This is a genomic window from Pacificimonas pallii, assembly GCF_019204005.1.
In the GTDB taxonomy this organism is placed as follows: domain Bacteria; phylum Pseudomonadota; class Alphaproteobacteria; order Sphingomonadales; family Sphingomonadaceae; genus Pacificimonas; species Pacificimonas pallii.
Genome location: NZ_JAGSPA010000003.1, coordinates 405,871 through 430,038 on the forward strand (window position 1 = coordinate 405,871; position 24,168 = coordinate 430,038).

General features: G+C 61.8%; 23 protein-coding genes. 18 read left to right on the top strand and 5 right to left on the bottom strand.

Annotated elements, in window-relative coordinates:
• Nucleotides 1–10: 10 nt before the first annotated feature.
• A complete protein-coding gene (glpD, locus tag KCG44_RS10555; protein WP_218446048.1) occupies nucleotides 11–1,543 on the bottom strand; it encodes a glycerol-3-phosphate dehydrogenase in 1,533 nt (510 codons plus the stop codon).
• A gap of 243 nt (nucleotides 1,544–1,786) precedes the next feature.
• Between glpD and KCG44_RS10560 the strand changes: the two genes are divergently transcribed.
• The 3 genes from KCG44_RS10560 to KCG44_RS10570 all read left to right on the top strand — a co-directional run bounded on the left by KCG44_RS10560 (nucleotide 1,787) and on the right by KCG44_RS10570 (nucleotide 4,268).
• Nucleotides 1,787–2,209, top strand: coding sequence for a DoxX family protein (locus tag KCG44_RS10560; RefSeq protein WP_218446049.1), 423 nt, complete (start codon nucleotides 1,787–1,789; stop codon nucleotides 2,207–2,209).
• Between the two features lie 172 nt (nucleotides 2,210–2,381).
• Nucleotides 2,382–3,881: a CoA-acylating methylmalonate-semialdehyde dehydrogenase gene (locus tag KCG44_RS10565; RefSeq protein ID WP_218446050.1), complete on the top strand. Its 1,500-nt coding sequence runs from the start codon at nucleotides 2,382–2,384 to the stop codon at nucleotides 3,879–3,881.
• A 3-nt stretch (nucleotides 3,882–3,884) separates the two neighbouring features.
• Nucleotides 3,885–4,268, top strand: a complete 384-nt coding sequence (locus KCG44_RS10570) for a RidA family protein (RefSeq protein ID WP_218446051.1) — start codon at nucleotides 3,885–3,887, stop codon at nucleotides 4,266–4,268.
• Between the two features lie 57 nt (nucleotides 4,269–4,325).
• Here KCG44_RS10570 and KCG44_RS10575 read toward each other — a convergent pair whose 3' ends face one another.
• Nucleotides 4,326–4,955, bottom strand: coding sequence for a superoxide dismutase (locus KCG44_RS10575; RefSeq protein ID WP_218446052.1), 630 nt, complete (start codon nucleotides 4,953–4,955; stop codon nucleotides 4,326–4,328).
• 372 nt (nucleotides 4,956–5,327) lie between these two features.
• Between KCG44_RS10575 and dksA the strand changes: the two genes are divergently transcribed.
• The 7 genes from dksA to bfr all read left to right on the top strand — a co-directional run bounded on the left by dksA (nucleotide 5,328) and on the right by bfr (nucleotide 12,287).
• Nucleotides 5,328–5,690: an RNA polymerase-binding protein DksA gene (dksA, locus tag KCG44_RS10580; protein ID WP_255536524.1), complete on the top strand. Its 363-nt coding sequence runs from the start codon at nucleotides 5,328–5,330 to the stop codon at nucleotides 5,688–5,690.
• A 151-nt stretch (nucleotides 5,691–5,841) separates the two neighbouring features.
• Nucleotides 5,842–7,767 (top strand): alkyl/aryl-sulfatase, encoded by a 1,926-nt coding sequence (locus KCG44_RS10585; RefSeq protein ID WP_218446054.1) that lies wholly within the window; start codon nucleotides 5,842–5,844, stop codon nucleotides 7,765–7,767.
• 120 nt (nucleotides 7,768–7,887) lie between these two features.
• Entirely contained in the window at nucleotides 7,888–8,595 is a 708-nt protein-coding gene (locus tag KCG44_RS10590; RefSeq protein WP_218446055.1) for a PEP-CTERM sorting domain-containing protein, read from the top strand.
• Nucleotides 8,596–8,672: 77 nt separating this feature from the next.
• Nucleotides 8,673–10,808 (top strand): phosphoribosylformylglycinamidine synthase subunit PurL, encoded by a 2,136-nt coding sequence (gene purL, locus KCG44_RS10595; RefSeq protein WP_218446056.1) that lies wholly within the window; start codon nucleotides 8,673–8,675, stop codon nucleotides 10,806–10,808.
• Between the two features lie 14 nt (nucleotides 10,809–10,822).
• Nucleotides 10,823–11,497 (top strand): nitroreductase family protein, encoded by a 675-nt coding sequence (locus KCG44_RS10600; protein ID WP_218446057.1) that lies wholly within the window; start codon nucleotides 10,823–10,825, stop codon nucleotides 11,495–11,497.
• A gap of 82 nt (nucleotides 11,498–11,579) precedes the next feature.
• Nucleotides 11,580–11,753, top strand: coding sequence for a (2Fe-2S)-binding protein (locus tag KCG44_RS10605; RefSeq protein ID WP_218446058.1), 174 nt, complete (start codon nucleotides 11,580–11,582; stop codon nucleotides 11,751–11,753).
• A gap of 54 nt (nucleotides 11,754–11,807) precedes the next feature.
• Nucleotides 11,808–12,287 carry a bacterioferritin gene (bfr, locus tag KCG44_RS10610; protein ID WP_218446059.1) on the top strand — a complete coding sequence of 160 codons (480 nt, stop codon included), beginning with the start codon at nucleotides 11,808–11,810 and terminating at the stop codon, nucleotides 12,285–12,287.
• A 21-nt stretch (nucleotides 12,288–12,308) separates the two neighbouring features.
• On the opposite strand, the gene KCG44_RS10615 is transcribed toward bfr, so the two are convergent.
• Complete coding sequence (locus KCG44_RS10615; protein ID WP_255536480.1) at nucleotides 12,309–12,662, bottom strand: Hpt domain-containing protein; 354 nt, start codon at nucleotides 12,660–12,662, stop codon at nucleotides 12,309–12,311.
• 134 nt (nucleotides 12,663–12,796) lie between these two features.
• On the opposite strand from KCG44_RS10615, the gene KCG44_RS10620 reads away from it, so the two are divergent.
• Nucleotides 12,797–13,171: a VOC family protein gene (locus KCG44_RS10620; protein ID WP_218446061.1), complete on the top strand. Its 375-nt coding sequence runs from the start codon at nucleotides 12,797–12,799 to the stop codon at nucleotides 13,169–13,171.
• A 23-nt stretch (nucleotides 13,172–13,194) separates the two neighbouring features.
• Here KCG44_RS10620 and KCG44_RS10625 read toward each other — a convergent pair whose 3' ends face one another.
• Complete coding sequence (locus tag KCG44_RS10625; RefSeq protein ID WP_218446062.1) at nucleotides 13,195–13,431, bottom strand: sulfurtransferase TusA family protein; 237 nt, start codon at nucleotides 13,429–13,431, stop codon at nucleotides 13,195–13,197.
• A 51-nt stretch (nucleotides 13,432–13,482) separates the two neighbouring features.
• Between KCG44_RS10625 and KCG44_RS10630 the strand changes: the two genes are divergently transcribed.
• Both KCG44_RS10630 and KCG44_RS10635 read left to right on the top strand, forming a co-directional pair.
• Nucleotides 13,483–14,388, top strand: a complete 906-nt coding sequence (locus tag KCG44_RS10630) for an SDR family oxidoreductase (RefSeq protein WP_255536481.1) — start codon at nucleotides 13,483–13,485, stop codon at nucleotides 14,386–14,388.
• Between the two features lie 75 nt (nucleotides 14,389–14,463).
• Nucleotides 14,464–15,741 carry a TCR/Tet family MFS transporter gene (locus tag KCG44_RS10635; RefSeq protein WP_218446064.1) on the top strand — a complete coding sequence of 426 codons (1,278 nt, stop codon included), beginning with the start codon at nucleotides 14,464–14,466 and terminating at the stop codon, nucleotides 15,739–15,741.
• 4 nt (nucleotides 15,742–15,745) lie between these two features.
• On the opposite strand, the gene KCG44_RS10640 is transcribed toward KCG44_RS10635, so the two are convergent.
• Nucleotides 15,746–17,164: an FAD-binding oxidoreductase gene (locus KCG44_RS10640; protein WP_218446065.1), complete on the bottom strand. Its 1,419-nt coding sequence runs from the start codon at nucleotides 17,162–17,164 to the stop codon at nucleotides 15,746–15,748.
• A gap of 224 nt (nucleotides 17,165–17,388) precedes the next feature.
• Here KCG44_RS10640 and KCG44_RS10645 point away from each other — a divergent pair, with 224 nt between their 5' ends.
• The 5 genes from KCG44_RS10645 (at nucleotide 17,389) to tgt (ending at nucleotide 24,154) form a co-directional block, all read left to right on the top strand.
• Entirely contained in the window at nucleotides 17,389–20,379 is a 2,991-nt protein-coding gene (locus KCG44_RS10645) for a TonB-dependent receptor (RefSeq protein WP_255536482.1), read from the top strand.
• 200 nt (nucleotides 20,380–20,579) lie between these two features.
• Nucleotides 20,580–21,272, top strand: coding sequence for a peptidylprolyl isomerase (locus KCG44_RS10650; protein WP_255536525.1), 693 nt, complete (start codon nucleotides 20,580–20,582; stop codon nucleotides 21,270–21,272).
• A 14-nt stretch (nucleotides 21,273–21,286) separates the two neighbouring features.
• On the top strand, nucleotides 21,287–22,315 hold the full coding sequence (gene queA / locus KCG44_RS10655) for a tRNA preQ1(34) S-adenosylmethionine ribosyltransferase-isomerase QueA (RefSeq protein ID WP_218446067.1): 1,029 nt from the start codon (nucleotides 21,287–21,289) through the stop codon (nucleotides 22,313–22,315).
• A gap of 181 nt (nucleotides 22,316–22,496) precedes the next feature.
• Complete coding sequence (locus KCG44_RS10660) at nucleotides 22,497–22,961, top strand: hypothetical protein (protein ID WP_218446068.1); 465 nt, start codon at nucleotides 22,497–22,499, stop codon at nucleotides 22,959–22,961.
• Between the two features lie 65 nt (nucleotides 22,962–23,026).
• Nucleotides 23,027–24,154 carry a tRNA guanosine(34) transglycosylase Tgt gene (gene tgt, locus KCG44_RS10665; protein WP_218446069.1) on the top strand — a complete coding sequence of 376 codons (1,128 nt, stop codon included), beginning with the start codon at nucleotides 23,027–23,029 and terminating at the stop codon, nucleotides 24,152–24,154.
• Nucleotides 24,155–24,168 lie beyond the last annotated feature (14 nt).

Sequence of the window (24,168 nt, forward strand, 5' to 3'; positions counted from 1 at the left end):
GTCAGAGGATCTAAGCGCCTGCCTTGGCGGCGCGGCGCTCTTCGTCACGGTCTTTCGCGGACCTGTAGGTTTCGAACCATGCCTCGATGGCATCGACCTTGTCCGCCGCGCCGTGCAGACCGAGCTTTGAGCGGCGCCAGATCACGTCGTCGGCGGTACGCGCAAATTCATGTTCCGCCAGATAGTGCAGCTCGGCGCCGTGCAGCCCCGGCGCGACTTCTTCGCCCAGATCGGCAATGCCGCTGGCGTTCCGCATGATGATGTCGATCCGCGTTCCATATGCCCGCGCCAGGCGGCGCAGCAATGTCGGCGGGCACCAGCCAAAGCGCGCTTTGGCGCCCGCCAGAAAGCCTGAAAAATTCGCGTCCGCGATATCGCCGCCCGGCAACGGCGCGCGCGCGGTCCAGGGGGCGGACATCTCGGCAAGGTCGCCCTTCATCCTGTCGAGCGCCTTTTCCGCCAGTCGCCGATAAGTGGTGATCTTGCCGCCGAACACGGACAGAATCGGCGCGCCGCCATCGCCTGCGGAATAATCAAAATGATAATCCCGCGTGATCTTCGACGCATCGCTGCTATTGTTATCGAACAGGGGCCGCAGACCGGCGTAGGTCCAGACGACATCGTCGGCCGTAATATCGCTGCTCAGATAGCGGTTCACCACGCCGCACAAATAGTCGATCTCGTCGCCGGAGATGGCGATGGCGGCGCGGTCGCTACCGTCATGCGGAACATCTGTGGTCCCGATCAGCGTATATTTGCCCTCATAGGGAATGGTGAAGATCACACGCCCGTCGCTATTCTGCAGCAGATAGGCCTGCTCGCCGGGATACAGGCGCGGCACGACAATGTGCGATCCCTTGATCAGCCGCAGGCGGCCTTCGGATGTCTGCGCCGCCATCCCGGCAATGTCGGAAACCCACGGTCCGGCCGCGTTTACGATCGCCCGCGCCTCGATCATGCGGGCATTGCCATTCTCGTCAGCCAGCGTGGCCGACCAATGACCGGCATGGCGTTCCAGCGCGGTGCAGGCCGTGCGGGTCAGGACGTCGGCGCCGCGTTCCTTCGCATCGACGGCATTCAGAACGACAAGACGGCTATCCTCGACCCAGCAATCGGAATATTCGAATGCCGACTTCACATCCGTTTCCAGCGGCGTAAATCGATCCGAGGACCGCCGCTTCAAATATGTCGTCGCGTCCAGAAGCTTACGCCCGCCCGCATGATCGTAAAGGAATAGCCCGATCCGGATCATCCACGCCGGACGCCCGCCGCTGCGATGCGGCAGCACAAAGCGCATCGGCCAGATGATGTGCGGGGCGGCGCGCATCAACGTCTCGCGTTCTTTCAGCGATTCCCGCACCAGCCGGAACTCGAAATGTTCCAGATAACGCAGCCCGCCATGGACCAGTTTCGTCGATGCCGATGACGTGTGCGACGCCAGGTCATGCTGTTCACAAAGACACACGGACAGCCCGCGGCCAGCGGCATCGCGCGCAATGCCCGTGCCGTTAATCCCGCCGCCGATAACCAGTAAATCGTACATATTCGCCGTCAGTGGTTCCTGATCTCAATACGCTCCCTATAGCAGCGGACATGCAGCAATCTATGAATTACGCGGCGGGCGCTTTGGCAAAGGTACCGATGAAACATAAGAATTGTCGGCAATCCGCTGCATCGTCATGCCTGCCGCGGATCGGTCATCTTCAATCATGCGGGCATGAGGGCGTGCGGGGAACGCGTGCCCGCCGCCTGCCGCACGCCGGGCACGCGGGGGCGGGACAGGGAAATGGGTGAGATTGTCCGGACTGGACTGCGCTGGCTGCTGACGGCCATCTATCTTTACGTCGGCATCGCGCATCTCAGAACGCCGGAACCGTTTCTCGCCATCATGCCCCAATGGGTGCCCTTCCCTCAGCAAGTCGTTGCGTTGACCGGCATCTGGGAAATCATCGGCGCTGTCCTGCTGATGACCCCGAAATTCCGCCGCGCCGCGGGCTGGATGCTTGCCGCCTATGCCGTCGCCGTCTACCCCGCGAACATCAGGCATGCCGTTGAGGGACTGGAAGTGAACGGTGTCACGCTTGACTGGCGCTATCACGTCCCGCGCCTGCTCTTCCAGCCGGTCTTCGTCTGGTGGGCGCTTTTCGCGGGCGGCATCATCGACTGGCCGATGCGAAAAAAGTCGGCCCGGTCAGCGGCCCGCCCATGAAGCGGCATTCAGGGCGGCCCCTTCCCGCCGCCACCGTGAATATGGATAGCGATCCGCGCCGCGTTCGATAAAGACATCGGCCGCGGACCAAATGACGGCTGCTGGCTTGCAACCGGGCCGACAGTCCGTTTGTAAGTAGCGAAACAACCGGATTTTCACAGGAGACCATTGAATGCGTATCGTAGAACATCTGATCGGCGGCGGGCGCGTCGCGGGCGGCACGCGGACAAAGGACATCTTCAATCCCTCCACCGGTGAGGTGCAGGCATCGGTGCAGCTTGGCACCAAGGGCGATCTCGACCGCGCCGTCGACCTCGCCAAGGGCGCGCAGCCCGGATGGGCCGCCACCAATCCGCAAAAACGCGCGCGCGTCATGTTCGAATATAAGCGTCTTGTCGAGGCGCGCATGGACGAGCTTGCCGAACTGCTGTCGTCCGAACATGGCAAGGTGCTTGCCGACGCGCGCGGCGATGTGCAGCGCGGTCTCGATGTCATCGAATTCGCCTGCGGCATTCCGCATGTTTTGAAAGGCGAATACACTCAGGGCGCCGGACCAGGCATCGACGTTTATTCCATGCGCCAGCCGCTCGGCATCGGCGCGGGCATCACGCCGTTCAACTTCCCCGCGATGATCCCGATGTGGATGTTCGGCGTCTCCATCGCCTGCGGCAATGCCATGATCATCAAGCCATCGGAACGCGATCCCTCCGTCCCCATGCGGCTTGGCGAACTGATGCTGGAGGCGGGCGCGCCGGAGGGGATTTTGCAGGTCGTCAACGGTGACAAGGAAATGGTCGACGCGATTCTCGACCATCCCGATATTGCAGGCGTCAGCTTCGTCGGCTCATCCGACATCGCGCATTATGTCTACCGCCGCGGCGTCGACGCCGGAAAGCGCGTTCAGGCCATGGGCGGCGCGAAGAACCACGGCATTGTCCTCCCCGACGCCGATATGGACCAGGTGGTAAACGACCTGTCCGGTGCCGCCTTCGGTTCCGCAGGCGAGCGCTGCATGGCCCTTCCGGTCGTGGTCCCGGTCGGCAGGAAGACCGCCGACGACCTGCGTGACGCCATGATCCCGGCGATTGAGAAATTGCGCATCGGCGTTTCGACGGACCCGGACGCCGATTACGGCCCCGTCGTCACGGCGGAGCATCGCACCCGCGTCGAAAACTGGATTCAGACTGGCGTCAATGAAGGCGCGGACCTTGTTGTCGATGGTCGCGGCTTTTCCATGCAGGGGCACGAAAGCGGCTTTTTCATGGGCCCCAGCCTGTTCGACAATGTCACGCCGGATATGCAGAGCTATAAGGAAGAGATCTTCGGCCCTGTCCTTCAGATCGTCCGCGCGGAAAGTTTCGAGGACGCGCTGAAGCTGCCCAGCCAGCACCAGTATGGCAATGGCGTCGCCATCTTCACCCGCAACGGGCATGCCGCCCGCGAATTCGCGCAGCGCGTCGATGTCGGCATGGTCGGCATCAACGTGCCGATCCCCGTCCCCATCGCCTATCACAGCTTCGGCGGCTGGAAGCGCTCTGCCTTTGGCGACCATGGCCAGCATGGTATGGAAGGCGTCCGCTTCTGGACAAAGCTGAAAACCGTTACACAGCGCTGGCCCGACGGCAGCGGCGTCGGCGACGAAAACGCCTTTGTCATTCCGACCATGGGGTGAGCCGTGCGCAGGACAGCTTCCGCCTCTCCCTATGAGGCCCGGTTCGGCTTCTCCCGCGCCCTGCGTGTCGGGGATCGCATCCTTGTCAGCGGCACGGGTCCGGTGGAGCCGGACGGGTCGTCCACGCCGGGCGATGCGGCTGCGCAGGCGCGGCGGTGCTTTGCCATTGCGCTCGCCGCCATCGCGGAACTGGGCGGATCGGCGGCGGATGTGGTGAGGACGCGCATGTTCATCACCGACGCGGCGGACGGCGAAGCCATCGGCGCCGTGCATGGCGAACTGTTCGGCGAGACCCGCCCCGCCGCCACGATGGTGGTCGTCGCCGCTCTCCTGCGACCCGAATGGAAGGTCGAAATCGAGGCGGAAGCGACGCTCGCCCGCACATAGAATCGGCGCGCCCTTCGTTACGAAGGACGCGCCGATGACAGACGTCGCCGAAGATGATCAGCCGTTCTGATTGCCGGCCAAATCCTCCTCGGATTTACCGAGATTGCCCGCCGCGAATTCCCAGTTCACCAGCTTCTCAAGAAAATCATCGACATAGGCGCCGCGATCGTTCTGCTTGTCGAGATAATAGGCGTGTTCCCACACATCGAGCGTCAGAAGCGCCTTCTTGCCATCATGCACGATCGGGGTGTCGGCATCGTCGGTGTTGACGATTTCGAGCTTGCCGCCGGCCTCGCACAGCCAGGTCCAGCCCGATGCGAAATTGCCGGTCGCCTTTTCCTTGAACTTCGATTTGAAATCGTCGAGCGATCCGAACGCATCGTCGATCATGTCGGCCAGCTTGCCGGACGGCTTGCCGCCGCCATCGGGTGAATAGCTGTGCCACAGGAACGTGTGGTTCCAGATCTGCGCACTGTTGTTGAACAGCCCCTGATTGCCGCCGGATTTCGCCGCGCGGATCACTTCGACCAGGCTCTTGCCTTCATGATCGGTGCCCTTGATCGCGTCATTGGTCTTGGAAACATAGGCATTGTGATGCTTGCCATGGTGGTAATCCAGCGTTTCCGAGGAAATCGCGGGGGAAAGGGCGTCCTTGGCATAGGGAAGGTCGGGAAGCGTAAAAGCCATCGTCTGTGGTCTCCTGTGATTTCGGTTGGTCTTGCCTCTTTAATGCGCGAGACATGGCGAAGGTTCAATGCGCGCTGGTTCGTCGCGGGTGAAGAAATCGTTCCGCCTTCGTCATGTGCGGTGGATCGTCACCGCGCCATCAAAAAAACCGGAACGCGTCAACCTGCCAGTCATTGAGAGGTAATATAGCGCGGCCTATAGGGCGCGACATCGACTGCGGAGCGGGGCCGCATTGCGCGATAAGATGGAGGATGATGAATGACGGTTTCCAGCCTTGAGAAAAACAGGGAAATCAATGCCGGAAAGGTCGTCGAACGGTTGCAAGCGATCGACCTTCCCGAAAATTATCGCCCATCCGACGATGAAGATTTCATGTGCGATCGCCAGCTGGCCTATTTCCGGCGGAAGCTCATCTCCTGGCGCGACGAACTGCAACAGGATGCACAGGAAACGCGCGACGAACTTGCGGCGGATTCGCTGCGTGAACCCGATCTTTCCGACCGGGCGAGCGCGGAAAGCGACTGGACCGTCCACCTGCGCAAACGCGACCGCGCGCGAAAGCTCGTGTCAAAAATCAATGCCGCCCTGCGCCGTATCGAGACGGGCGAATATGGCCTCTGCGAAGTGACCGGAGAGCCTATTGGCCTCGGCCGCCTCGACGCCCGCCCCACGGCAACCATGACCGTCGAAGCGCAAGAAGCGCATGAACGGACGGAAAAGGTCTCGCGCGACTAGAATTTCCGCAAAAACCGCCGCTTTCCGCGTCTTTTCACGAAAAGCCAGCCCCCCTTCCCGCGCGGCGCCTGCCCTTACCGAAGCGCCAGCTTTCCTGCAGGCCCGGATCGTGCGATCCCGTCTCCCGACGACATTAAGGGGGAGACCGCACATGTTCCGCGCCATCTGTTTTTCGGCCAGTCTGTTATTTTCGACATCAGCCGCCGCCGCAAATCCCGCGACCGAGGCCACTCGCGCCGCGAACGACGCCGTCGCCGCACGCCTGCCCATCGCCGACCGGCAGGATTTCGAAGATGCGCGCCGCGGCAAGATCGCCGAGATCGAGGGCGGCATCATCCGGGACGCGGACGGCAATCCCGTCTGGGACGCGGCCAGCTTCGCATTTCTCGACGGCGATGCCGCCGCCAGCGTGAACCCCTCGCTATGGCGGCAATCGCGTTTGCTCAGCGAGCATGGCCTGTTCAAGGTTACCGACGGCATCTGGCAGGTGCGCGGCTACGATCTTGCCAATATGACCATCATCCGCGGCAAGACCGGCTGGATCGTCATCGACCCGCTATTATCGGTGGAAACCGCGGCCGCTGCGTTGAAACTCGTCAATGACCACCTCGGTGAGCGCCCCGTCAGCGCGATCATTTTCACGCATAGCCATGCGGATCACTTCGCGGGCGTTGGCGGCCTTGGCGCGGCATCCGACATCCCCGTCATCGCGCCTGCAGGCTTTCTTGAAGAGGCGATCAGCGAAAATCTGCTTGCCGGTCCGTATATGCGCGCCCGCGCCGCGCATATGTTCGGCAACACCCTTCCACGCGGCCCGCGCGGACAGGTGGGTGTCGGCCTCGGTCAGGCACTCTCCAGCGGCAAGACTTCGCTTCGCGCGCCTACGCGGGAAGTCGCGGCGGGGGCGGAGCCGTTCGCCATTGACGGCGTGACATTCGAATTCCTCGACGCCGCGCAGACCGAGGCGCCCGCCGAATTCGTCTTCTTCATTCCCGAGATGCAGGCGCTTATCATGTCTGAGGTCACGTCGGGCACGCTGCACAATGCCCTTACCCTGCGCGGCGCGAAGGTCCGCGACCTCCTCGCCTGGTCGCGGGTGATCGACGGCGCGCTCCTCAATTTCGGCGGCCGTGCGAATACCGTTCTCGCATCGCACCACTGGCCGACATGGGGCCGGGACAACGTCCGGACCTATCTTCAGAACCAGCGCGATATTTACCGCTACATCCACGACCAGACCGTCCGCCGCGCCAATCGCGGGGAAACGCTGCAGGAAATCGGCGACGCGCTGGCAGAGCCGGACTTCGCCGCCCGCGACTTCAGCGTGCGCGGCTATTACGGCACGATGAATCACAACGCCAAGGCGGTGTATCAGCATTATTTCGGCTGGTGGGACGGCGTACCTGCGAACTACAATCCGCACCCGCCAGAGGCGGAAAGCAAACGCTATGTCGCGGCGATGGGCGGCGCGGACCGCGTCCTTGCCCTGGGCGCCGCCGCCCATGCCGAAGGCGACGACCGCTGGGCCGCACGGCTCTACAATCATCTCGTCTTCGCGGGCGAGGGCGGCGAGGCGGCGAAACAGGGTCTGGCCAACAGCTATGAGCAGCTCGGTTACCGCGCTGAATCCGGTGCATGGCGCGATTATTACCTGTCCGCCGCCCGCGAATTGCGCGAAGGCCCCGCCGAGCAGATTGCAGATGTCGCGCAGGCGGCATTCCTTGCCGCTGTGCCGACGGATGACCTCTTCGATGCCCTGGCCGTCCGCTATGCGCCGGAAAAGGCGCCGCGGACCGAAATCGCGCTGCAGTTCATATTTCCGGATCGCCGGGAACGCCTGTCTGTCGAAATGCGTGAAGCGGTTCTCATTCCGCGCCTCGGCGTGGACGCCGTGACACCCGCCGCCACGCTGACAATGAACCGCAGCGATCTTGATCTTATCATCGCGCGCCAGGCGACGCCGACAGCGCTGATCCAGCAGGGAAAGCTGACGGTTGAGGGGCAGCCGGACGCCATCCTCGCCCTGTTCGGATCGCTCGATCAGGGGGGCGGGCGGATCGCGATCGTCACGCCTTAACCTGATGCCCGTGCCGGCGGCACAGCGTCTCGTGTCTCGCACCGGCGCACCGTTTCTGTTATGATGATCTGGTAAGTCGCGTCGCGTTCTCTCCTGGCCTTTTTCCCGCGGAGCACGATCATGCGCCTGACACTCACCCTTTCCGCCGCCCTTTTTCTCGCAGCGGCAGCGAATGCCGCACCGACCATCTTTTTCGGCGAGGATATCGCGCCTACCGACGGCAGCACCATTCCAGCTGCGAGCGCGGCGCGCGCGGACTTTGACAGCTTCTTCAGCAACTTCGTCGCGGTTGAGGATTTCGAGGGCTATACGGCCGGCCAGGCTCTTCCGGACGAACCCGCAGAGGGGCGTTTCATCGGACAGGCGCGCTTCGACGGCGCGGCAGGGCGCGTCTATGCCAATTTCGTGCAGGCGGGCGCGGTTGCCAACAATGCGCTCGCGACGTCGGGAAACCAGACCTATACCAATGACGAGGAAGCCGTCGCGGTCAGCTTTTTCTCCAGGCCGGTTAACGGCATCGGCTTCTATGGCATTGATTTCGCCACCGGGCCGCTGACGCTCAACGTGACGTTCGAAGGCGGCGCCGTCGAGATATTCAACGTCGGACAGGATCTTGGCCGCGGCAATGTCTTTTTCTGGGGTATCGCCGACCCCGATCGCCGCATCGAATCCATCTTCGGCGGCACACCGCTGGCGGGCGGCGGCGATTTCCTGAATGATGTCGACGATTTCGTCATTGGCCGCCTTGCCGTTCCCGCGCCGGGTGCGACGGGCCTTTTCGGTCTGGCACTGCTGGGCATCGCCGCGTTTCGCAGGCGGCTGCGATGACGCATTCGCCAATATGCCCAGCCTCCCGCCACATCCCCACTGGCCCTGATGCCCGCGCTCGACTAAAGCGCTCCCGCATGAGCGAAATCACCCCCGCACTCGTCGCCGAACACGGCCTCAGCCCCGAAGAATATGGCGTTATCCTGACGGCACTTGGCCGCACGCCCAATCTGACGGAGCTGGGCATTTTTTCCGTCATGTGGTCTGAACATTGCAGCTATAAATCCAGCCGCCTGCATTTGAAAAAGCTGCCGACCACCGGCCCACAGGTCATTTGCGGCCCGGGCGAGAATGCCGGCATCGTCGATATCGGCGACGGCGATGCGGTGATCTTCAAGATGGAATCGCACAACCACCCCAGCTTTATCGAACCCTATCAGGGCGCGGCGACCGGTGTCGGCGGTATCCTGCGCGACGTCTTCACCATGGGCGCCCGCCCCGTCGCCAATATGAACGCCCTGCGCTTCGGCGACCCCGGCCATCCAAAGACCCGTCACCTGGTGAAGGGCGTCGTCGCGGGAATCGGCGGCTATGGCAATTGCGTCGGCGTGCCCACTGTGGGCGGCGAGACCAATTTCCACCCCGCCTATAATGGCAATATCCTCGTCAATGCGATGACGGTCGGCACGGTGCGCACCGACAGGATTTTCTACAGCGCCGCCGCCGGCATCGGCAATCCGGTCATATATGTCGGCTCAAAGACCGGCCGCGACGGCATTCACGGCGCCACCATGGCCAGCGCCGAATTCACCGAGGATTCTGAGGAGAAGCGTCCCACCGTCCAAGTTGGCGATCCTTTCACGGAAAAGCTGCTGATCGAGGCCTGCCTCGAACTCATGGCCACCGACGCGATCGTCGCCATTCAGGACATGGGCGCGGCGGGCCTCACCTCCTCCTCCGTTGAAATGGCGGACAAGGGCGGCGTCGGCATCCATCTCGACCTCGACAAGGTGCCGTGCCGCGAAGAGGCGATGACGCCCTATGAAATGATGCTGTCGGAATCGCAGGAACGCATGCTGATGGTCCTGAAGCCGGGCCGCGAGGACGAGGCGCGCAGGATCTTTGAAAAATGGGAACTCGACTTCGCCGTCATCGGCGAGGTCACCGACACGAAGCATCTCGTGCTCAGCTTTGGCGGCGAGACCGTCTGCGATATCCCGCTCGGCCCGCTGGGTGACAATGCGCCGCTCTACGACAGGCCGCACGTGCCAACGCCCGCGCGCCAGCCCATTGGAGGGCTCGCACCAAGGAACGGCGTCACCGATGATTTGGTGACCCTTATGGGGTGCCCCGCGCTCGCCAGCCGCCGCTGGATCTGGGAGCAATATGATCACATGGTGATGGCCGACACGATCGGCCGTCCGGGCGGCGACGCCGCGATCGTTCGCGTGCACGGAACCAAAAAGGCGATCGCCATCACCACGGACTGCAATCCGCGCTACTGCTTCGCCGATCCGGTCGAGGGCGGCCGGCAGGCCATTGCGGAGGCGTATCGCAACCTGACCGCCGTGGGTGCCACGCCGCTCGCGACCACCGACTGCATGAATTTCGGCAATCCCGAACGTCCGGAGATCATGGGCCAGTTCGTCGGATGTATCGAGGGCATGGCAGAGGCGTGCGCCGCGCTCGACATGCCCATCGTGTCCGGCAATGTCTCACTTTACAATGAAACCAACGGCGTCGGCATCCTCCCCACACCTGCCATCGGCGCGGTCGGACTATTGAAGGACTATGACAGGCGCACGGACATCGCCTTCAAGACGGCGGGCGATGTCATCTGGCTGGTCGGCGCGCCGGGCCGTCACCTCGATCAGTCCGTCTGGCTGTGGCAGGTGGAAGGCCGCGAAGACGGTCCGCCGCCGCCCGTCGATCTGGCCGCCGAAAAGGCGATGGGCGACTATATTCGCAATTTGATCGGGAATGGCGAGATCACCGCCGCCCATGATATTTCCGATGGCGGCGCGCTTGTCGCTGTTGCGGAAATGGCGCTGGCAGGTGACATGGGCGCGGCACTAACGCCGATGTCCCATGCCGAAGCCTTTGGCGAAGATCAGGCCCGCTACATTGTCACGGCGCCCGAGGGTGTCGCTATCGAGGGCACCCGCCTCGGCACGGTCGGCGGCGCGTCCATCGCTGTCGGCGGCACGCAGGTCGGTCTTGCCGATATTCGCACGGCGCACCGCGATTGGCTGCCAGATATAATGACACGGTAGGGGAACGCGATATCATGCCCGTCTACAAACCTGTTCCGTTCACGGATTTCATCGATTTTGCCGACGATGAGATGTCGGTCCGCGCCAGGACGTTTTACGAGGATCTCCGTCGGCGTCATTCCTGCCGTTATTTTTCGGATGCCGACATCCCCAGGTCGGTAATCGAGGATGCGATCCGCGCTGCGGGGACAGCGCCGTCTGGGGCAAACCACCAGCCCTGGCACTTTGCGGTCATCCGCTCGCCGGAAAAAAAGCAGGAGATCCGGTCAGGCGCGGAAGAAGAGGAACGGGAATTTTACGCCGGCAAGGCACCGCAGGAGTGGCTCGACGCGCTTGCCCCCCTCGGCACGGACGACGTGAAGGAACATTTGACGGATGCGCCGTGGCTGATCGTCGTTTTCGGTCAGCGGCGCGGCGGCGCACTGCCCGGTGAAAACAGGCAGAACTACTACGTTCCCGAATCCGTTGGCATCGCCTGCGGCATGCTGATCGCGGCGTTGACATATGCGGGCGTCGCCACGCTGACGCACACCCCATCACCGATGAAATTCCTCAACCAGATCTGCGATCGGCCCAGGGATGAAAGACCGCTGATGATCATCGTCTGCGGCAAGCCCGCCGACACGGCGACGATGCCGGAACACGCGACGATCAAGAAATCGCTGGAGCGGATCGCCAGCTGGCTCTGACAAAAACCACACGCCGCGAAAACGCTATTGCGAACAAGTCTCATAATCAGTAGAATGATCCCAACATGGGAGATTGGCACTGATGGTTGTTTGTGTCTGCAATGCGATTCGGGAAACTGATGTGCGGAGTGCCGCTCGTAATGGCGCACGCTGCCCAAAATCCGCTTATGCATCCCTGGGCTGCCGTCCCCGGTGCGGTCAGTGCCTGCCCTTTGCCCGCGATCTTATGCGCAGTGAGCCTTCCATCACGGCTTGATCGCCGTCGCCTGACCGGCCACAATGACCTGAACCTAATTGATGGGAGTGCGCCGTGAAGGGCCATGCCGATGTTATTGCGTGTCTGAATGAATCACTGAAGAACGAACTGACGGCGGTCAATCAATATTGGCTGCACTATCGCCTGCTCCACGACTGGGGAGTGGTGAAGCTTGCCGAATATGAACGCGCGGAATCGATCGACGAGATGAAGCACGCGGACAAATTGGCCGAGCGGATCCTGATGATCGGCGGCCTGCCCAATTTCCAGATGCTGGGACGCCTGCGGATCGGCGAAACGGTGGAGGAAATCCTGAAGGCCGACCTCGCGCTGGAATATGAGGCGCTGGAGCAGCTGAAAAGCGCGATTGATATCAGCGAGGGCACACATGATTATGTCTCGCGCGATCTGTTCTCGGAAATCCTCGCCAGTGAAGAGGAACATGTCGATCACATCGAAACGCAGCTGGAACAGCTTCGCCTGATGGGTACCGAAAATTACATTCAGCTACAGTCCGGCGGCGGCGCGAATTAGGATCATCGCGGCCCGCCTCGCCTAGCGTGCGGCCCGGCCGAAGACCGCCTTCTGACAGGGCTGCTGCAACGGGTTGGTTTCCCGCTGGAATATCGTCGTGACATCACGGAACTGCGCTCTCAGCTGTGCAACCTTGGTGAGCAGGTCATCGGGCCGTTCCTGCGTTTCCACCAGATGGCGCGCGCATTGTTCGATATCGTCGCACAGATCGCCCAGATTATAGGCACCCAGCTGCCGCGCCTCGGTCTTGAGCGTGTGCGCGGGCAGCACCATGGCGGCAGCATCGCCGCCGCGCTGACCTTCCTCGATCGCCGAAACAGCCTTTGCGCCATCTTCGAGGAAATATTTGATCGTGTTGATGAATCTCGCTCCCATCAGGGAGCGTATATTCTCAAAGGTCCGCATATCCACGCTCATGATATGAATTTAACCCCGTATGATGATCAGCCGTTTGCCAAGTGATCGCACATCGGGGTAAAAAACTCCTTTCTATCGGGGGGAGAAAATAAATGGCCAAAATCACTGGAATTGGCGGTGTTTTCGTCAAATCTCAAAACAGGGTCGCCCGAGAGGCGTGGTACGCGGCACATCTTGGTCTCAAGGGCGAATATGGCGCCAATCTGAAATATCGCGACGACAGCGAAGAGGCCTTCGCTGTGATATCCACTTTCGCTGGCGACACCGATTATATGGAGCCGTCCACCGTGCCCGTCATGATCAATTTCCGTGTCGATGACCTGGATGCGTTTCAGAAGAAGCTGGAGGCAGAAGGGGTGGAAATTCTTGGCCGACAGGACGAATCCTACGGCAAATTCGCCTGGATCATGGACCCGGACGGCATAAAAATCGAACTGTGGGAGCAAATCGGTCCCGCTCCCGACTGACCAAGGCGCCCGGGCGGCTTTGCTCAGGCCGTCACGATGCGCCAATGGCCGTCACCCAGGCGTTTGCATACCCAGCCACGTTCGGCGCAGAAGACCGGCACATCCCGTTCGGCGGCGGGATCGTCGGCGGTCACGTCGAGCACGCTTCCCAGCGGCAGCGAAATCGCCGCCTTTCGCAGCCGCAATACGGGCAGCGGACAGCGCAGACCGCGCGCATCTACCGCAGTGGCGGCATCGTTTTTGACAGGCTTCGCAGGCATTCCTGTACGCTACCACGATCCGCAGCATTTTTCGACAAGGGAGTTATGGTGATGACGGTTTTCCGCGACGACGCAATGAAGGGCGAACGCATTCTGGTAACGGGCGGCGGCACCGGTCTTGGCCGCAGTATGGCGGAGGCTTTCATGCGGCTGGGCGCGGACGTCATCATCTGGGGCCGCCGCGGCGGCGTGCTGGAAGAGGCGGCCGCCGAAATGCGCGAGGCGAGCGGCAGCACCTGTACCGCCATGAGCGTCGACATTCGCAATGCCGGTGCCATTGACGAAGCGATGCAGGACATTTTCGACCGCGGTACGCTCACCGGGCTCGTCAACAATGCGGCCGGCAACTTCGTCTCGCCGACGGAACGCCTGTCGCCCAATGCGTTCAATGCCATCGCGTCCATCGTCGCGCACGGCACGTTCAACACGACGGTCGCGGCGGGCAGACGCTGGATCGAGGGCGGTCACAAAGGCTCCATCCTGTCCATCGTCACCACATGGGTCTGGAGCGGCGGCCCGTTCACGGTGCCCTCGGCCATGTCGAAGGCAGGCGTCGCCGCCATGACCAAGTCGCTCGCCGTTGAATGGGGGCCGAAGGGGATCCGCGCCAATGCCATCGCGCCCGGCCCCTTCCCCACAAAAGGCGCATGGGACCGGCTGATGCCCGAACCCCTGATGAGAAAAATCGGTGCGGAGGGCGAGAACAGGGACGGCACGGCCGGTATTCCAATGGGCCGCGTCGGTGATCATGCGGAACTGACGAACCTTGCCAGTTTCATGATGATGCCCGGCTGCGAATATCTGACGGGCGAGGTTATCGCGCTCGACGGGGGACAATGGCTGAACACCGCGGGAACCTTCTCCAATCTCTCGGCTCTGGACGATGCCGACTGGGACATGATCTCCGCCGGTATCAAGGCCACCAATGCAGAAGACAGAAAGGCCCGCACAACCTGATCATACGGTCCGCGCGCCGCCCCGCTGCGGCAAGACATGACTTGTTCCTGACGCGTGCGGGTCTAGAGACGCGAAATGGCCGCGATACCGCACCCTTCCGATCCGTCCGCGCAGAAGGGCATGCGCGGATCACTGGCGTTCGTCTTCGCCGTGGTGCTGATCGACATGATCGGCTTTGGCATCATCATGCCGGTGCTACCGTCGCTGCTGACGGAGCTGACCGGGGATTCCAATGCGGCCGCGGCCATGGACGCCGGCTGGCTCGCCTTCGTTTACGCGGCGATGCAGTTCGTCTTTGGCCCGATTGTCGGCAATCTCAGCGACCGGTACGGCAGGCGTCCCGTGCTCCTCGCCACATTGCTCGCCTATTCCGTCAACTATGCCCTGATGGGATTGGCCCCGACGCTGCTGTGGCTCTTTATTGGCCGTATCATCGCCGGCATTACGGGCGCGAGTTTCAGCGCGGCCTATGCCTATGTCGCCGACATCACGCCGCCCGAAAAGCGCGCCGAGAATTTCGGGCTGATCGGGCTGGCATTCGGTCTTGGCTTCATCGTCGGCCCTGCCCTTGGCGGCGTGCTTGGTGATTACAGCCTTCGCCTGCCCTTTTATGCGGCCGGCGCGCTCGCGCTTGTCAACTTCGTCTTCGGCTATTTCTGTCTTCGGGAAAGCCTGCCCCGCGACAGGCGCCGCCCCTTCTCGCTCATCCGTTCGAATGCCGTTTCCGCGCTGAAGGAACTGAACGGACAGGACCGGGTCATCATCTGGTACGCCGCCGCGCTGCTGTTCTGGATGACGGCGCATATGGTCTATCCGATCATCTGGGCATTTTATGGCATTGAGGCGTTCGGCTGGTCAAAATCGATGATCGGCCTCTCCCTTGCAGGTGTCGGGCTCTCCAGCGCCATCGTACAGGGCGGTCTGATCCGCCTTATCGTGCCCCGCATCGGAGAGCGAAGATCGATCATTCTGGGCGTCACCTGCATGTTCACGGGCTGCATGATATATCTGCTGGCCGGAAATGAGATCTGGGTACCTGTCGCCATTGCCGTCGGCAGCCTGCAGGGCCTTGTCCAACCATCGATCAACGCGTTGATGAGCCGCGCGGTAAGCGAGCGCAGCCAGGGCGAGCTGCAGGGCGCGGTCGCCAGCATTTCCAGCCTGTCGTCGATGTTCAGCCCCTTGATGTTCACCGCCGTGTTCTTCTTTTTCACGAACGAGGCTGCGGTAATCTACGCGCCCGGCGCCGTCTTTGGCCTTGCCGCTATGATCGCCATCGTCTCCTTGGCCGTCTTTTTGCATGGCAATGGCCTGCACGGCATGGCCCGCACGCCCGGTCCTCTGAAACCCTGACGGGTCAGACGAACATTTTCCCGGGGTTCATGATGCCCATGGGATCGAGCGCGGCTTTCACCGCCTTCATCGCGGCCAGCTTTCCGGGGTCGCCCAGCTGCGCCAGTTCGCCCGCCTTCAATGATCCGATACCATGTTCGGCGCTGATGGAGCCGCGATGGTCCGCGACCATGCGGTAGACAAGGGCGGCGACATCGTCCCGCAGCAGCATCAGCCGCTCGCGTGGCAGCCGCGCATCGCTTCTGACGTTGAAGTGGACATTGCCATCGCCAAGGTGGCCGAAGGCAAAGACCTGCGCACCTTCCCAGCGATCCTCTATCGCCGCCGCCGCCGCCGCCATGAAGCGCGGCATGTCCGCGACGGGAATGGAAATATCATGTTTCAGCGCTTTGCCGTCGGCCTTCTCGGCCTCCGCGATGGTTTCCCGCAATTGCCACAACTCGCCGCGCTCGCGCTCCGACCGCGCAATGACGGCATCCAGAATGCGGTTCGCCGCAAGTTCCGCCGCCAGCGCGGCTTCCAGGGCGTCATGCAGCGCGTCGCCCGCCACGCTGCTGGTGACTTCCATCAGGACATACCATGGATAGGCATCTTCCAGCGGATCGCGCGTGCCCGGTACGTGCTGCGTCACCAGCTCGACGGCGATGCGCGGCATCAGCTCGAAACTATCCAGCCGGTCGCCCGTCGCGGGCTTCAGCCGCGTCATCAGGCCAAGCGCCGCCGCCGGGTCGGTCAGGCCCACAAGCGCGGTCACCACCGTTTTAGGCGCGGGAAGCAGACGCAGGCTCGCCGCCGTCACGAAACCTAATGTCCCCTCCGCCCCGATCAGCAACTGCTTGATGTCATAGCCGCTATTGTCCTTTCTGAGCGGCGACAGCTGGTCCAGCACCTCGCCACTGGGAAGCACCGCCTCCAGTCCCAATATCTGTGCCCGCATCGTGCCATAACGCAGTACCTGAGTACCGCCGGCATTGGTGGAAACCAGCCCGCCGATCGTGGCGCTGCCCTTCGCCCCCAGGGACAGCGGAAACATCCGGTCCGCCGCAGCGGCAGCCTCATGCACATGCTGCAGGATGACGCCGGCTTCCGCGATGATGCAGTCACTCGCCGGATCGACGGACCGGATGCGGTTCATCCTCGTCATGGAAACCAGGATCGCGTTGCCGTCCGTTTCCGGCACGCTGCCACCAACCAGGCCGGTATTGCCGCCCTGCGGCACCAGGGCTGTTCCCGTCTGCGCGGCCAGCCGCACGATGCGCGCCAGGCTTTCCGTACTGCCCGGCTGCAGCACCATCCGCGCATGACCGGTTTTATTGCCCCGCCAGTCGGTCAGGTACGCCGCCATCTCTTCCGGCACGGTGATAACGCGTCCACCCTCGCAAACGCAGTGCTGAAAGTCTTCCATGATGTCTGACAGATTCATGCGTCTAATCCCGACTCTTCAATGTTTTGTTGCACAAAAGGCACGCTGAGGAAAAGAAACCTCAGAATTGAGGCAGTGTCATCGCAAGGACGCTGGACAAGTCACCTCCCGCACGCTCTTATTCGCGGTTAAGCGAGGCACCAAATGCACTCGCGCAAAAATGCATAACGCTTCCGCCAGAGAAGCGATGCAGCAAACATAGTCCTTTTGGGGAGGATCGCATCATGCAGATGAATTCCGGCGCGCGGCGCGCATTCACGACAAGTGTATCCGTTTTCGCCATGCTGGCGGCAGGCTCCGCTCTCGCACAGGAAAACGCCCAGGCTGCGGAAGCTGTGGATGACCGCGGCGGCATTGACGAGATCGTCGTGACGGCCCAGCGGCGCGCCCAGAGCCTGCAGGACGTCCCGATCGCGGTCAGCGCTTTCAGCAATGAGGCCCTGGCGGACCAGCAGATCGAGAATACGCTTGATCTGCAACAGGCCCTTCCCAATACCACGTTCACCAAAAGCAATTTCACCGGGTCTTCAATAACGATCCGCGGCATCGGCTCGCCTGCGGTGGCCACATCGGGCGATTCCGGCATCGGTGTCCACTATAATGACATGCCACTCGTCGCCAGCCGCCTGTTCGAGAATGAGTTTTTCGATCTGGAACGCCTGGAAGTCCTGCGCGGGCCGCAGGGCACCCTGTTTGGCCGCAATGCCACGGGCGGCGTCATCAATCTGATCACCGCGACGCCGAAAAAGGAATTCCAGGCGGCCGGCGAATTCGAATATGGCAATTTCAACAGCATCGTTGGACGCGGGATGGTCAACGCTCCCCTTGCCGATTTTGCCGCGGTGCGCCTCGCAGGCATTTACGTGAACCGCGATGGCTATACGGAGAATGTCGCGACGGGAAACGACATTGATGGCCGTGACAGTTTCGCGCTCCGCGGATCGCTACTCATTGAACCCACGATAGACACGACATTCACGGTCACCGCCGAGTATTTCGAGGAGGATTCAGACCGGTCCCGTATTCAAAAGCAGCTTTGCGCGACCGACCCCACAGGCATATTGGGCTGCCGGCCCGATCGCCTGGGCTTTGGGTCGATCAACAGCAATGCGACGCTGGCGACTATCCTCTCCAGCTCGCAATTCTTGTCCATCGCGGCGTCCCCGGCACTGGCCCCATTTGCGCTTTACGACGTTTATGGGCCCAGCGCGTTTTCCAATGCGAACAACCCGACGGACCCGCGCAAGGTCGCGATTGATTTCGAACCGACATATAAGGCGGACCAGCTCATCATACAGGCGGAGCTGGAACATGATTTTGGCGGTGTGGTCGCCACGCTTAATGGCGGTTATTCCAAGACAAGCGTCCGATCCAGGACCGACTATAATCTGTCGATCACCGACTCCGTTCAGCCGCAGATTGCAAGACTGACGGCGATCGCGGGCGGTGCGTTTGGCCCCGACGCGGCCGCGATTGCGGGCGGCATTCTGGCAACGCCTCTCTTCCAGAACGGTCAGATCTGCGTTTCCGATGCAACGCGGGAGCAGGTCGGGATCGCCAATGGTGTCGTCAATCGCTGCGCCGACAACACCTCGGAATTCGACGAGTCCGGCATCCGCAACGAACAATGGTCGGTGGAAGCGCGTCTGGCGTCCGATTTCGACGGGCCGTTCAACTTCCTGATTGGCGGTCTCTACCTTCAGGGCGAGGCGACCGAATCCGACTATTTCGTCAATGCCAGCGGACTTGATTACGCGTCGGTCCTGCTCGGCGGGCCTGCGTCGAATTTCGCCGCCATTGTCGGCCCTCCCATGTTCAACAACCTTACCGATCTGGTGGAGCTCGATACGTACGGGATCTTTGGCGAAGTCTATTTCGAGGTCAACGACCAGCTGAAGATCACCGGCGGCCTGCGTTACTCGAATGACAAGAAGTTCGTTCGGGATCGCACCTTCCTTTTGAACTTCCCGATTCCGTTCGGCACGGAGGACGCCCGGGTGTTGGCGGCGGACGGCCGTTATGACGCCGATCCGAGTGTCGCCGGGGCGCAGGCGTTTCGCGAGCAGACCTTCGATGACGACGCCATCACGGGCCGTCTGGTTATCGACTACACGCCAGACGTCGCGTTTAGTGACGACACGCTCATCTACGCAAGCTACACGCGCGGCTACAAGCCGGGTGGCATTAATCCCGCCTTTGATCCCACGGTTCTTTCAGCGCCCGTGTCGTTCGCAAGCGAAAAGATCAACGCCTACGAAATCGGCATGAAAAATTCTTTCGGTGGCGGCACGGCGCAGGTCAACCTGACAGGCTTCTACTACGATTATAAGGGACTACAGGTCAGCCGCATCCTCAATCGCACCTCGTTCAACGATAATACGGACGCGCAGGTATATGGCCTTGAGCTGGAATCCATCCTTGCGCCGACAGAGGGCCTGACGATCAATGCGTCGCTCAGCTATCAGAAGACCAAGATCAAAGACCTGGCGATCTTCGACTCGCGCGATCCCTCAGCTGGCCGTTCAGACGCTGTCCTCATCAAGGATATCACGAATGCATCGAACTGCGTTCTCGCTTCGGCAACACCGGGCGCGGTGTCACAGGAAGCGCTTGTCGGCATCGTCAATGCGTTCAACCAGAATTTCGATTTTGACGGCCCTGGCCCCAATCCGTCCGTACTGCGAAGCGCGGTTCCCGTGCCGGGCACGAACACATTCGGCGCCTTTTCACTATGCGGAGCGCTTGCCGGGGCCATTGCATCGGGCGCGTTCGACGCATTTGGCGGACAGGGCATCCTGCTGGAGTTCCAGCCGAACGGCACGCCTATCCTGCCCGGCGGTATCCCGGTCGATCTCAGCGGAAACGAACTGGCGAATTCACCGAACTGGAAATTCTCGGTCGGTGCGCAATATGAAATCCTGACGGATGGCGGCTGGACCATCACACCGCGCGTGGATGTCAATTTCACCGGCAATTCATTCTCATCGAACTTCAATCAGGCGACGGACCGGCTGGAAGGGTATGAGATCGTAAATGCCCAGCTGACACTCCGTTCCCCCGATGAGCGTTTCTACGTCCGCGGTTTCATCCAGAATGCGTTCGATACGCTTGGCGTCACCGGCCGGTACCGCACGGATCAGAGCTCGGGTCTGTTCACCAACGAATTCTACACCGAACCGCGCCGTTACGGTGCGGCTGTCGGCTTCAAGTTCTAGTCTTTGGGTCATATCGAAAGCAGACGGGCGGAGGTTTGGCCTCCGCCCTTTTCTTTTGTTCATATCAGGTGCAAGCGCGCCCGCTATACGCTATCCGGGGCACACGCTTGCCATCAGGACGATATGACGGACGTACATTTATGAAGTTATTTCTCGCTCTCTTCGCGCTCATCATTTCTGGCGGCGCGTCCGCCCAGGACATGGCAGCGATCGCGCCTGCGCCCGCCGCGGCATCTGACGCTGAGAATATTTTGAATCTCGATCTCTCCACCGGGGGCCGCGTCGTGATCCGCATGCGCCCCGACCTTGCCCCAAACCATGTGGAACGTTTTCGCACCCTGGCCAGGCAGGGCTTTTATGACGGCGTCATATTCCACCGTGTCATTCCCGGTTTCATGGCGCAAACCGGCGATCCGACAGGGACCGGCACAGGCGGCAGCGAGCTTCCGGATCTTGAGGCGGAGTTCACGCGGACGCCGCATTTGCGCGGGACCGTCTCGGCGGCGCGTGCGCAGGATGAGAATTCCGCCAACAGCCAGTTCTTTATCGTGTTCATGCCCCGCGCACCGCTGGATGAAAATTACACCATATTCGGCCGCGTGATTAGCGGCATGCAATATGTCGACAGCATCGCTGTCGGCGAACCGCCGGCCAATCCCAGCCGGATCGTTCGCGCGAGCATCGGCAATGACGTCCCCGCCGCCGATGTGGTCGCGGATGCGGACCCGCTTGCCGACCTGAAGTCACAGCTGCCGCCAGGTGCCGCCGATGTGCCGGAGGCGCAGAATCGTCTTGGCGAAGACGGTGCGGAACAGGTCGCGGAGGAGTTGGCCGGCGAAGAGCCCGCATTTGATGTGGATACGGATATACTCGTCGACACGCCACAGCGCTAGGAACGGCTCGCCCGATGCGCGTCGACGATTTCGATTTCGACCTTCCCGAAGAGCGTATCGCCCTGCGCCCCGTGGTTCCGCGCGACGCCGCGAAGATGCTTGTCGTCCGGCCGGACGCGTTTGAGGATCGCGGCGTGCGGGACCTGCCCGCGTGCCTCGCGCCGGGCGACACGCTCGTCTTCAACGACACCCGCGTCATCCCGGCGCAGTTGGCGGGACGGCGCGGCGAGGCGGGAATTGGCGTTACGCTGCATAAGCGGGAGGCTCAGGACGAGTGGCTTGCCTTTGTCCGCAACGCCCGGCGCCTGCGTATCGGCGATAGGGTTGTGTTCTCGGCAACGCTGTGCGCAGATGTGCTCGCAAAATCAGAGGGCGGCGAAGTCCACTTCCGGTTCCTATCGGATGGTCCTGTGGAGGCAGAGATCGCCGCGGCGGGTACGATGCCACTGCCCCCCTATATCGCATCGAAGCGTCCGACCGACGCGCGCGACGCGGACGATTATCAGACCATGTTCGCGCGGCGTGACGGCGCGGTGGCAGCGCCGACGGCCTCCCTTCATTTCACCGATACCCTGATGGCGGATCTGAAGGCGCGCGGCGTTCATGTTGAGACCCTGACGCTTCATGTGGGTGCGGGCACATTTCTGCCTGTAAAGGTCGATGATACCGAAGATCATAAAATGCACAGCGAGTGGGGTGAACTCAGCGCCGCGGCGGCGGCCCGCCTCAACGAGCGCCGCGCCAGGGGCGGCCGCATCATCCCGGCCGGCACGACCAGCCTGCGTGTTCTCGAAAGCGCCGCGCGGGAGGACGGCACGCTGGCGGCCTTTTGCGGGGATACCGACATTTTTATCACGCCGGGATACCGTTTCCGTACTATTGATGGTCTGCTGACAAATTTTCACCTTCCCCGCTCGACACTCTTTATGTTGGTCAGCGCGCTTATGGGAAAAACGCGGATGCATGCGGCCTATGCCTATGCGATACGTAACAAATATCGCTTCTATAGCTATGGTGACGCAAGCTTATTGCTTCCGAATTGACTTTTTCGCGAGATTCGGCATGCTGTGTTGACCAGCTAACACAGAACGAGAGCGCGGAGTCATGCAGATTACCACCATCTTGGCTCCTTTGTCCGCCCTACTGATTCTGGCGGCATGCGATGCGGGATCGCCCAAAGCCTCTGCATCAGCAGCTGAAGAAAATGCCGATATCAGGTCACCAATGACCACGCGTATATCCCTCGATTTTCCGGGTTTCGACATGTCGATGGAGCTTCCCGGCGATCAGAAACCGATGGGCGATGTCGCGATCAACGGAGTCGCCTTTTATCCAGGGTCCATCATCAACTCGATGGCCGTCGAAGCCATGGGCGGCGTCGATGGCAATGGTCTCGTCACCATCGATTTTTCCGCACCGGCCGCTGTCGAGCGGGTCCGGCGACATTTCATCAGCGGCCTCGCCGATACTGAAGTTGTCCTTACCACCAGCGAACCGCGCGTGATCGAGGGGCTGGCGCGCGGCGGCGAACGCTTTCGCATCGAACTCGACATTGCGCCAGAGGCGACCGCGAGCGGACGCGTCACCATTCAAAAGGCGCTGACGAGCGCCCTCCCTGCGACCAGTCTTCCTACGACCAGCCTTCCTCCGGCCAGCTTTCCCGCGGTCGGCCTTCCCGCAGTCGAATAGCGTGCAGCCACGCCCGCAAGGCACCGCCTTGCGAAACCAGGCCTCCTGCGGCAGGGGCCAGCGGCATGACCTCACGTTTCGATTTTCGCATTTCCGCCACTGATGGCCGCGCCCGCACCGGCACCATTTCCATGCGCCGCGGCCAGATCCGGACCCCTGCGTTCATGCCGGTTGGCACCGCGGCGACGGTAAAGGCGATGAAGCCGGAAACCGTCCGCCAGCTTGGCGCCGACATCATTCTTGGGAACACCTATCATCTGATGCTCCGCCCCGGCGACGAGCGCCTCGCACGGCTTGGCGGATTGCATGATTTCATGCGCTGGGACAGGCCCATCCTGACCGACTCCGGCGGCTTTCAGGTCATGAGCCTTTCCGAGCTTACCACGACGAGCGAGGACGGCGTCGCCTTCAAATCCCACCTCGACGGGTCACGTCACATGCTGTCGCCCGAACGCTCTATGGAGATCCAGCGCAATCTCGGCAGCGATATCGTCATGGCGTTTGACGAATGCACCAGCTGGCCCGTCGAAAAGGACGTCGCCGCGGCGTCCATGAACCGCTCCATGCGCTGGGCCGGGCGCAGCCGCGAGGGTTTCGACAGCGGCATGGAACATGCCAGCGGCGCGGCGCTCTTCGGAATTCAGCAGGGATCCATGTGGCCCGATCTCCGCCGTGAAAGCTCCGACGCGCTGCAGGCGGTCGGTTTCGATGGCTATGCCATTGGCGGTCTCGCCGTGGGCGAGGGCCAGGACCGGATGTTCGAGGTTCTGGACTATGCCCCCGGCCTTCTCCCCGCCGACAAGCCGCGCTACCTGATGGGCGTCGGCAAGCCCGATGATATTGTCGGCGCGGTGATGCGCGGCGTCGACATGTTCGACTGCGTGCTCCCCACACGCAGCGGCCGCACCGGACAGGCATTCACCCATGACGGCCCCATCAACATCCGCAACGCGAAATTCAGCGAAGACAAAACCCCGCTCGATTCGGACTGCGGCTGCGCCGTCTGCGCCGAATTCAGCCGCGCCTACCTCCACCACCTGATCCGCTCCGGAGAGATTCTCGGCGCCATGCTGATGACAGAACATAATCTCTCTTTCTATCAACAGCTTATGTCAAAACTGCGCACGGCCATCGCGGAAAGTCGGCTCAATGCATTTTCCAGCGCATTCATTGATCGTTACAGGCGTCACTGAGACCTGCTGCGTGG

Bases quoted from the DNA above. Each gene is read 5' to 3' on its own strand.
- KCG44_RS10650 (WP_255536525.1), top strand. From the start codon at position 20,580: ATGGCAGCGATCGCGCCTGCGCCCGCCGCGGCATCTGACGCTGAGAAT.
- purL (WP_218446056.1), top strand. From the start codon at position 8,673: ATGAGCGAAATCACCCCCGCACTCGTCGCCGAACACGGCCTCAGCCCC.
- KCG44_RS10620 (WP_218446061.1), top strand. From the start codon at position 12,797: ATGGCCAAAATCACTGGAATTGGCGGTGTTTTCGTCAAATCTCAAAAC.
- KCG44_RS10605 (WP_218446058.1), top strand. From the start codon at position 11,580: ATGGTTGTTTGTGTCTGCAATGCGATTCGGGAAACTGATGTGCGGAGT.
- dksA (WP_255536524.1), top strand. From the start codon at position 5,328: ATGTGCGATCGCCAGCTGGCCTATTTCCGGCGGAAGCTCATCTCCTGG.
- KCG44_RS10600 (WP_218446057.1), top strand. From the start codon at position 10,823: ATGCCCGTCTACAAACCTGTTCCGTTCACGGATTTCATCGATTTTGCC.
- KCG44_RS10615 (WP_255536480.1), bottom strand. From the start codon at position 12,662: ATGGGAGCGAGATTCATCAACACGATCAAATATTTCCTCGAAGATGGC.
- KCG44_RS10585 (WP_218446054.1), top strand. From the start codon at position 5,842: ATGTTCCGCGCCATCTGTTTTTCGGCCAGTCTGTTATTTTCGACATCA.
- KCG44_RS10645 (WP_255536482.1), top strand. From the start codon at position 17,389: ATGCAGATGAATTCCGGCGCGCGGCGCGCATTCACGACAAGTGTATCC.
- KCG44_RS10630 (WP_255536481.1), top strand. From the start codon at position 13,483: ATGACGGTTTTCCGCGACGACGCAATGAAGGGCGAACGCATTCTGGTA.
- KCG44_RS10635 (WP_218446064.1), top strand. From the start codon at position 14,464: ATGGCCGCGATACCGCACCCTTCCGATCCGTCCGCGCAGAAGGGCATG.
- tgt (WP_218446069.1), top strand. From the start codon at position 23,027: ATGACCTCACGTTTCGATTTTCGCATTTCCGCCACTGATGGCCGCGCC.
- KCG44_RS10640 (WP_218446065.1), bottom strand. From the start codon at position 17,164: ATGAATCTGTCAGACATCATGGAAGACTTTCAGCACTGCGTTTGCGAG.
- queA (WP_218446067.1), top strand. From the start codon at position 21,287: ATGCGCGTCGACGATTTCGATTTCGACCTTCCCGAAGAGCGTATCGCC.
- KCG44_RS10565 (WP_218446050.1), top strand. From the start codon at position 2,382: ATGCGTATCGTAGAACATCTGATCGGCGGCGGGCGCGTCGCGGGCGGC.
- KCG44_RS10660 (WP_218446068.1), top strand. From the start codon at position 22,497: ATGACCACGCGTATATCCCTCGATTTTCCGGGTTTCGACATGTCGATG.
- KCG44_RS10575 (WP_218446052.1), bottom strand. From the start codon at position 4,955: ATGGCTTTTACGCTTCCCGACCTTCCCTATGCCAAGGACGCCCTTTCC.
- KCG44_RS10590 (WP_218446055.1), top strand. From the start codon at position 7,888: ATGCGCCTGACACTCACCCTTTCCGCCGCCCTTTTTCTCGCAGCGGCA.
- KCG44_RS10625 (WP_218446062.1), bottom strand. From the start codon at position 13,431: ATGCCTGCGAAGCCTGTCAAAAACGATGCCGCCACTGCGGTAGATGCG.
- glpD (WP_218446048.1), bottom strand. From the start codon at position 1,543: ATGTACGATTTACTGGTTATCGGCGGCGGGATTAACGGCACGGGCATT.
- KCG44_RS10560 (WP_218446049.1), top strand. From the start codon at position 1,787: ATGGGTGAGATTGTCCGGACTGGACTGCGCTGGCTGCTGACGGCCATC.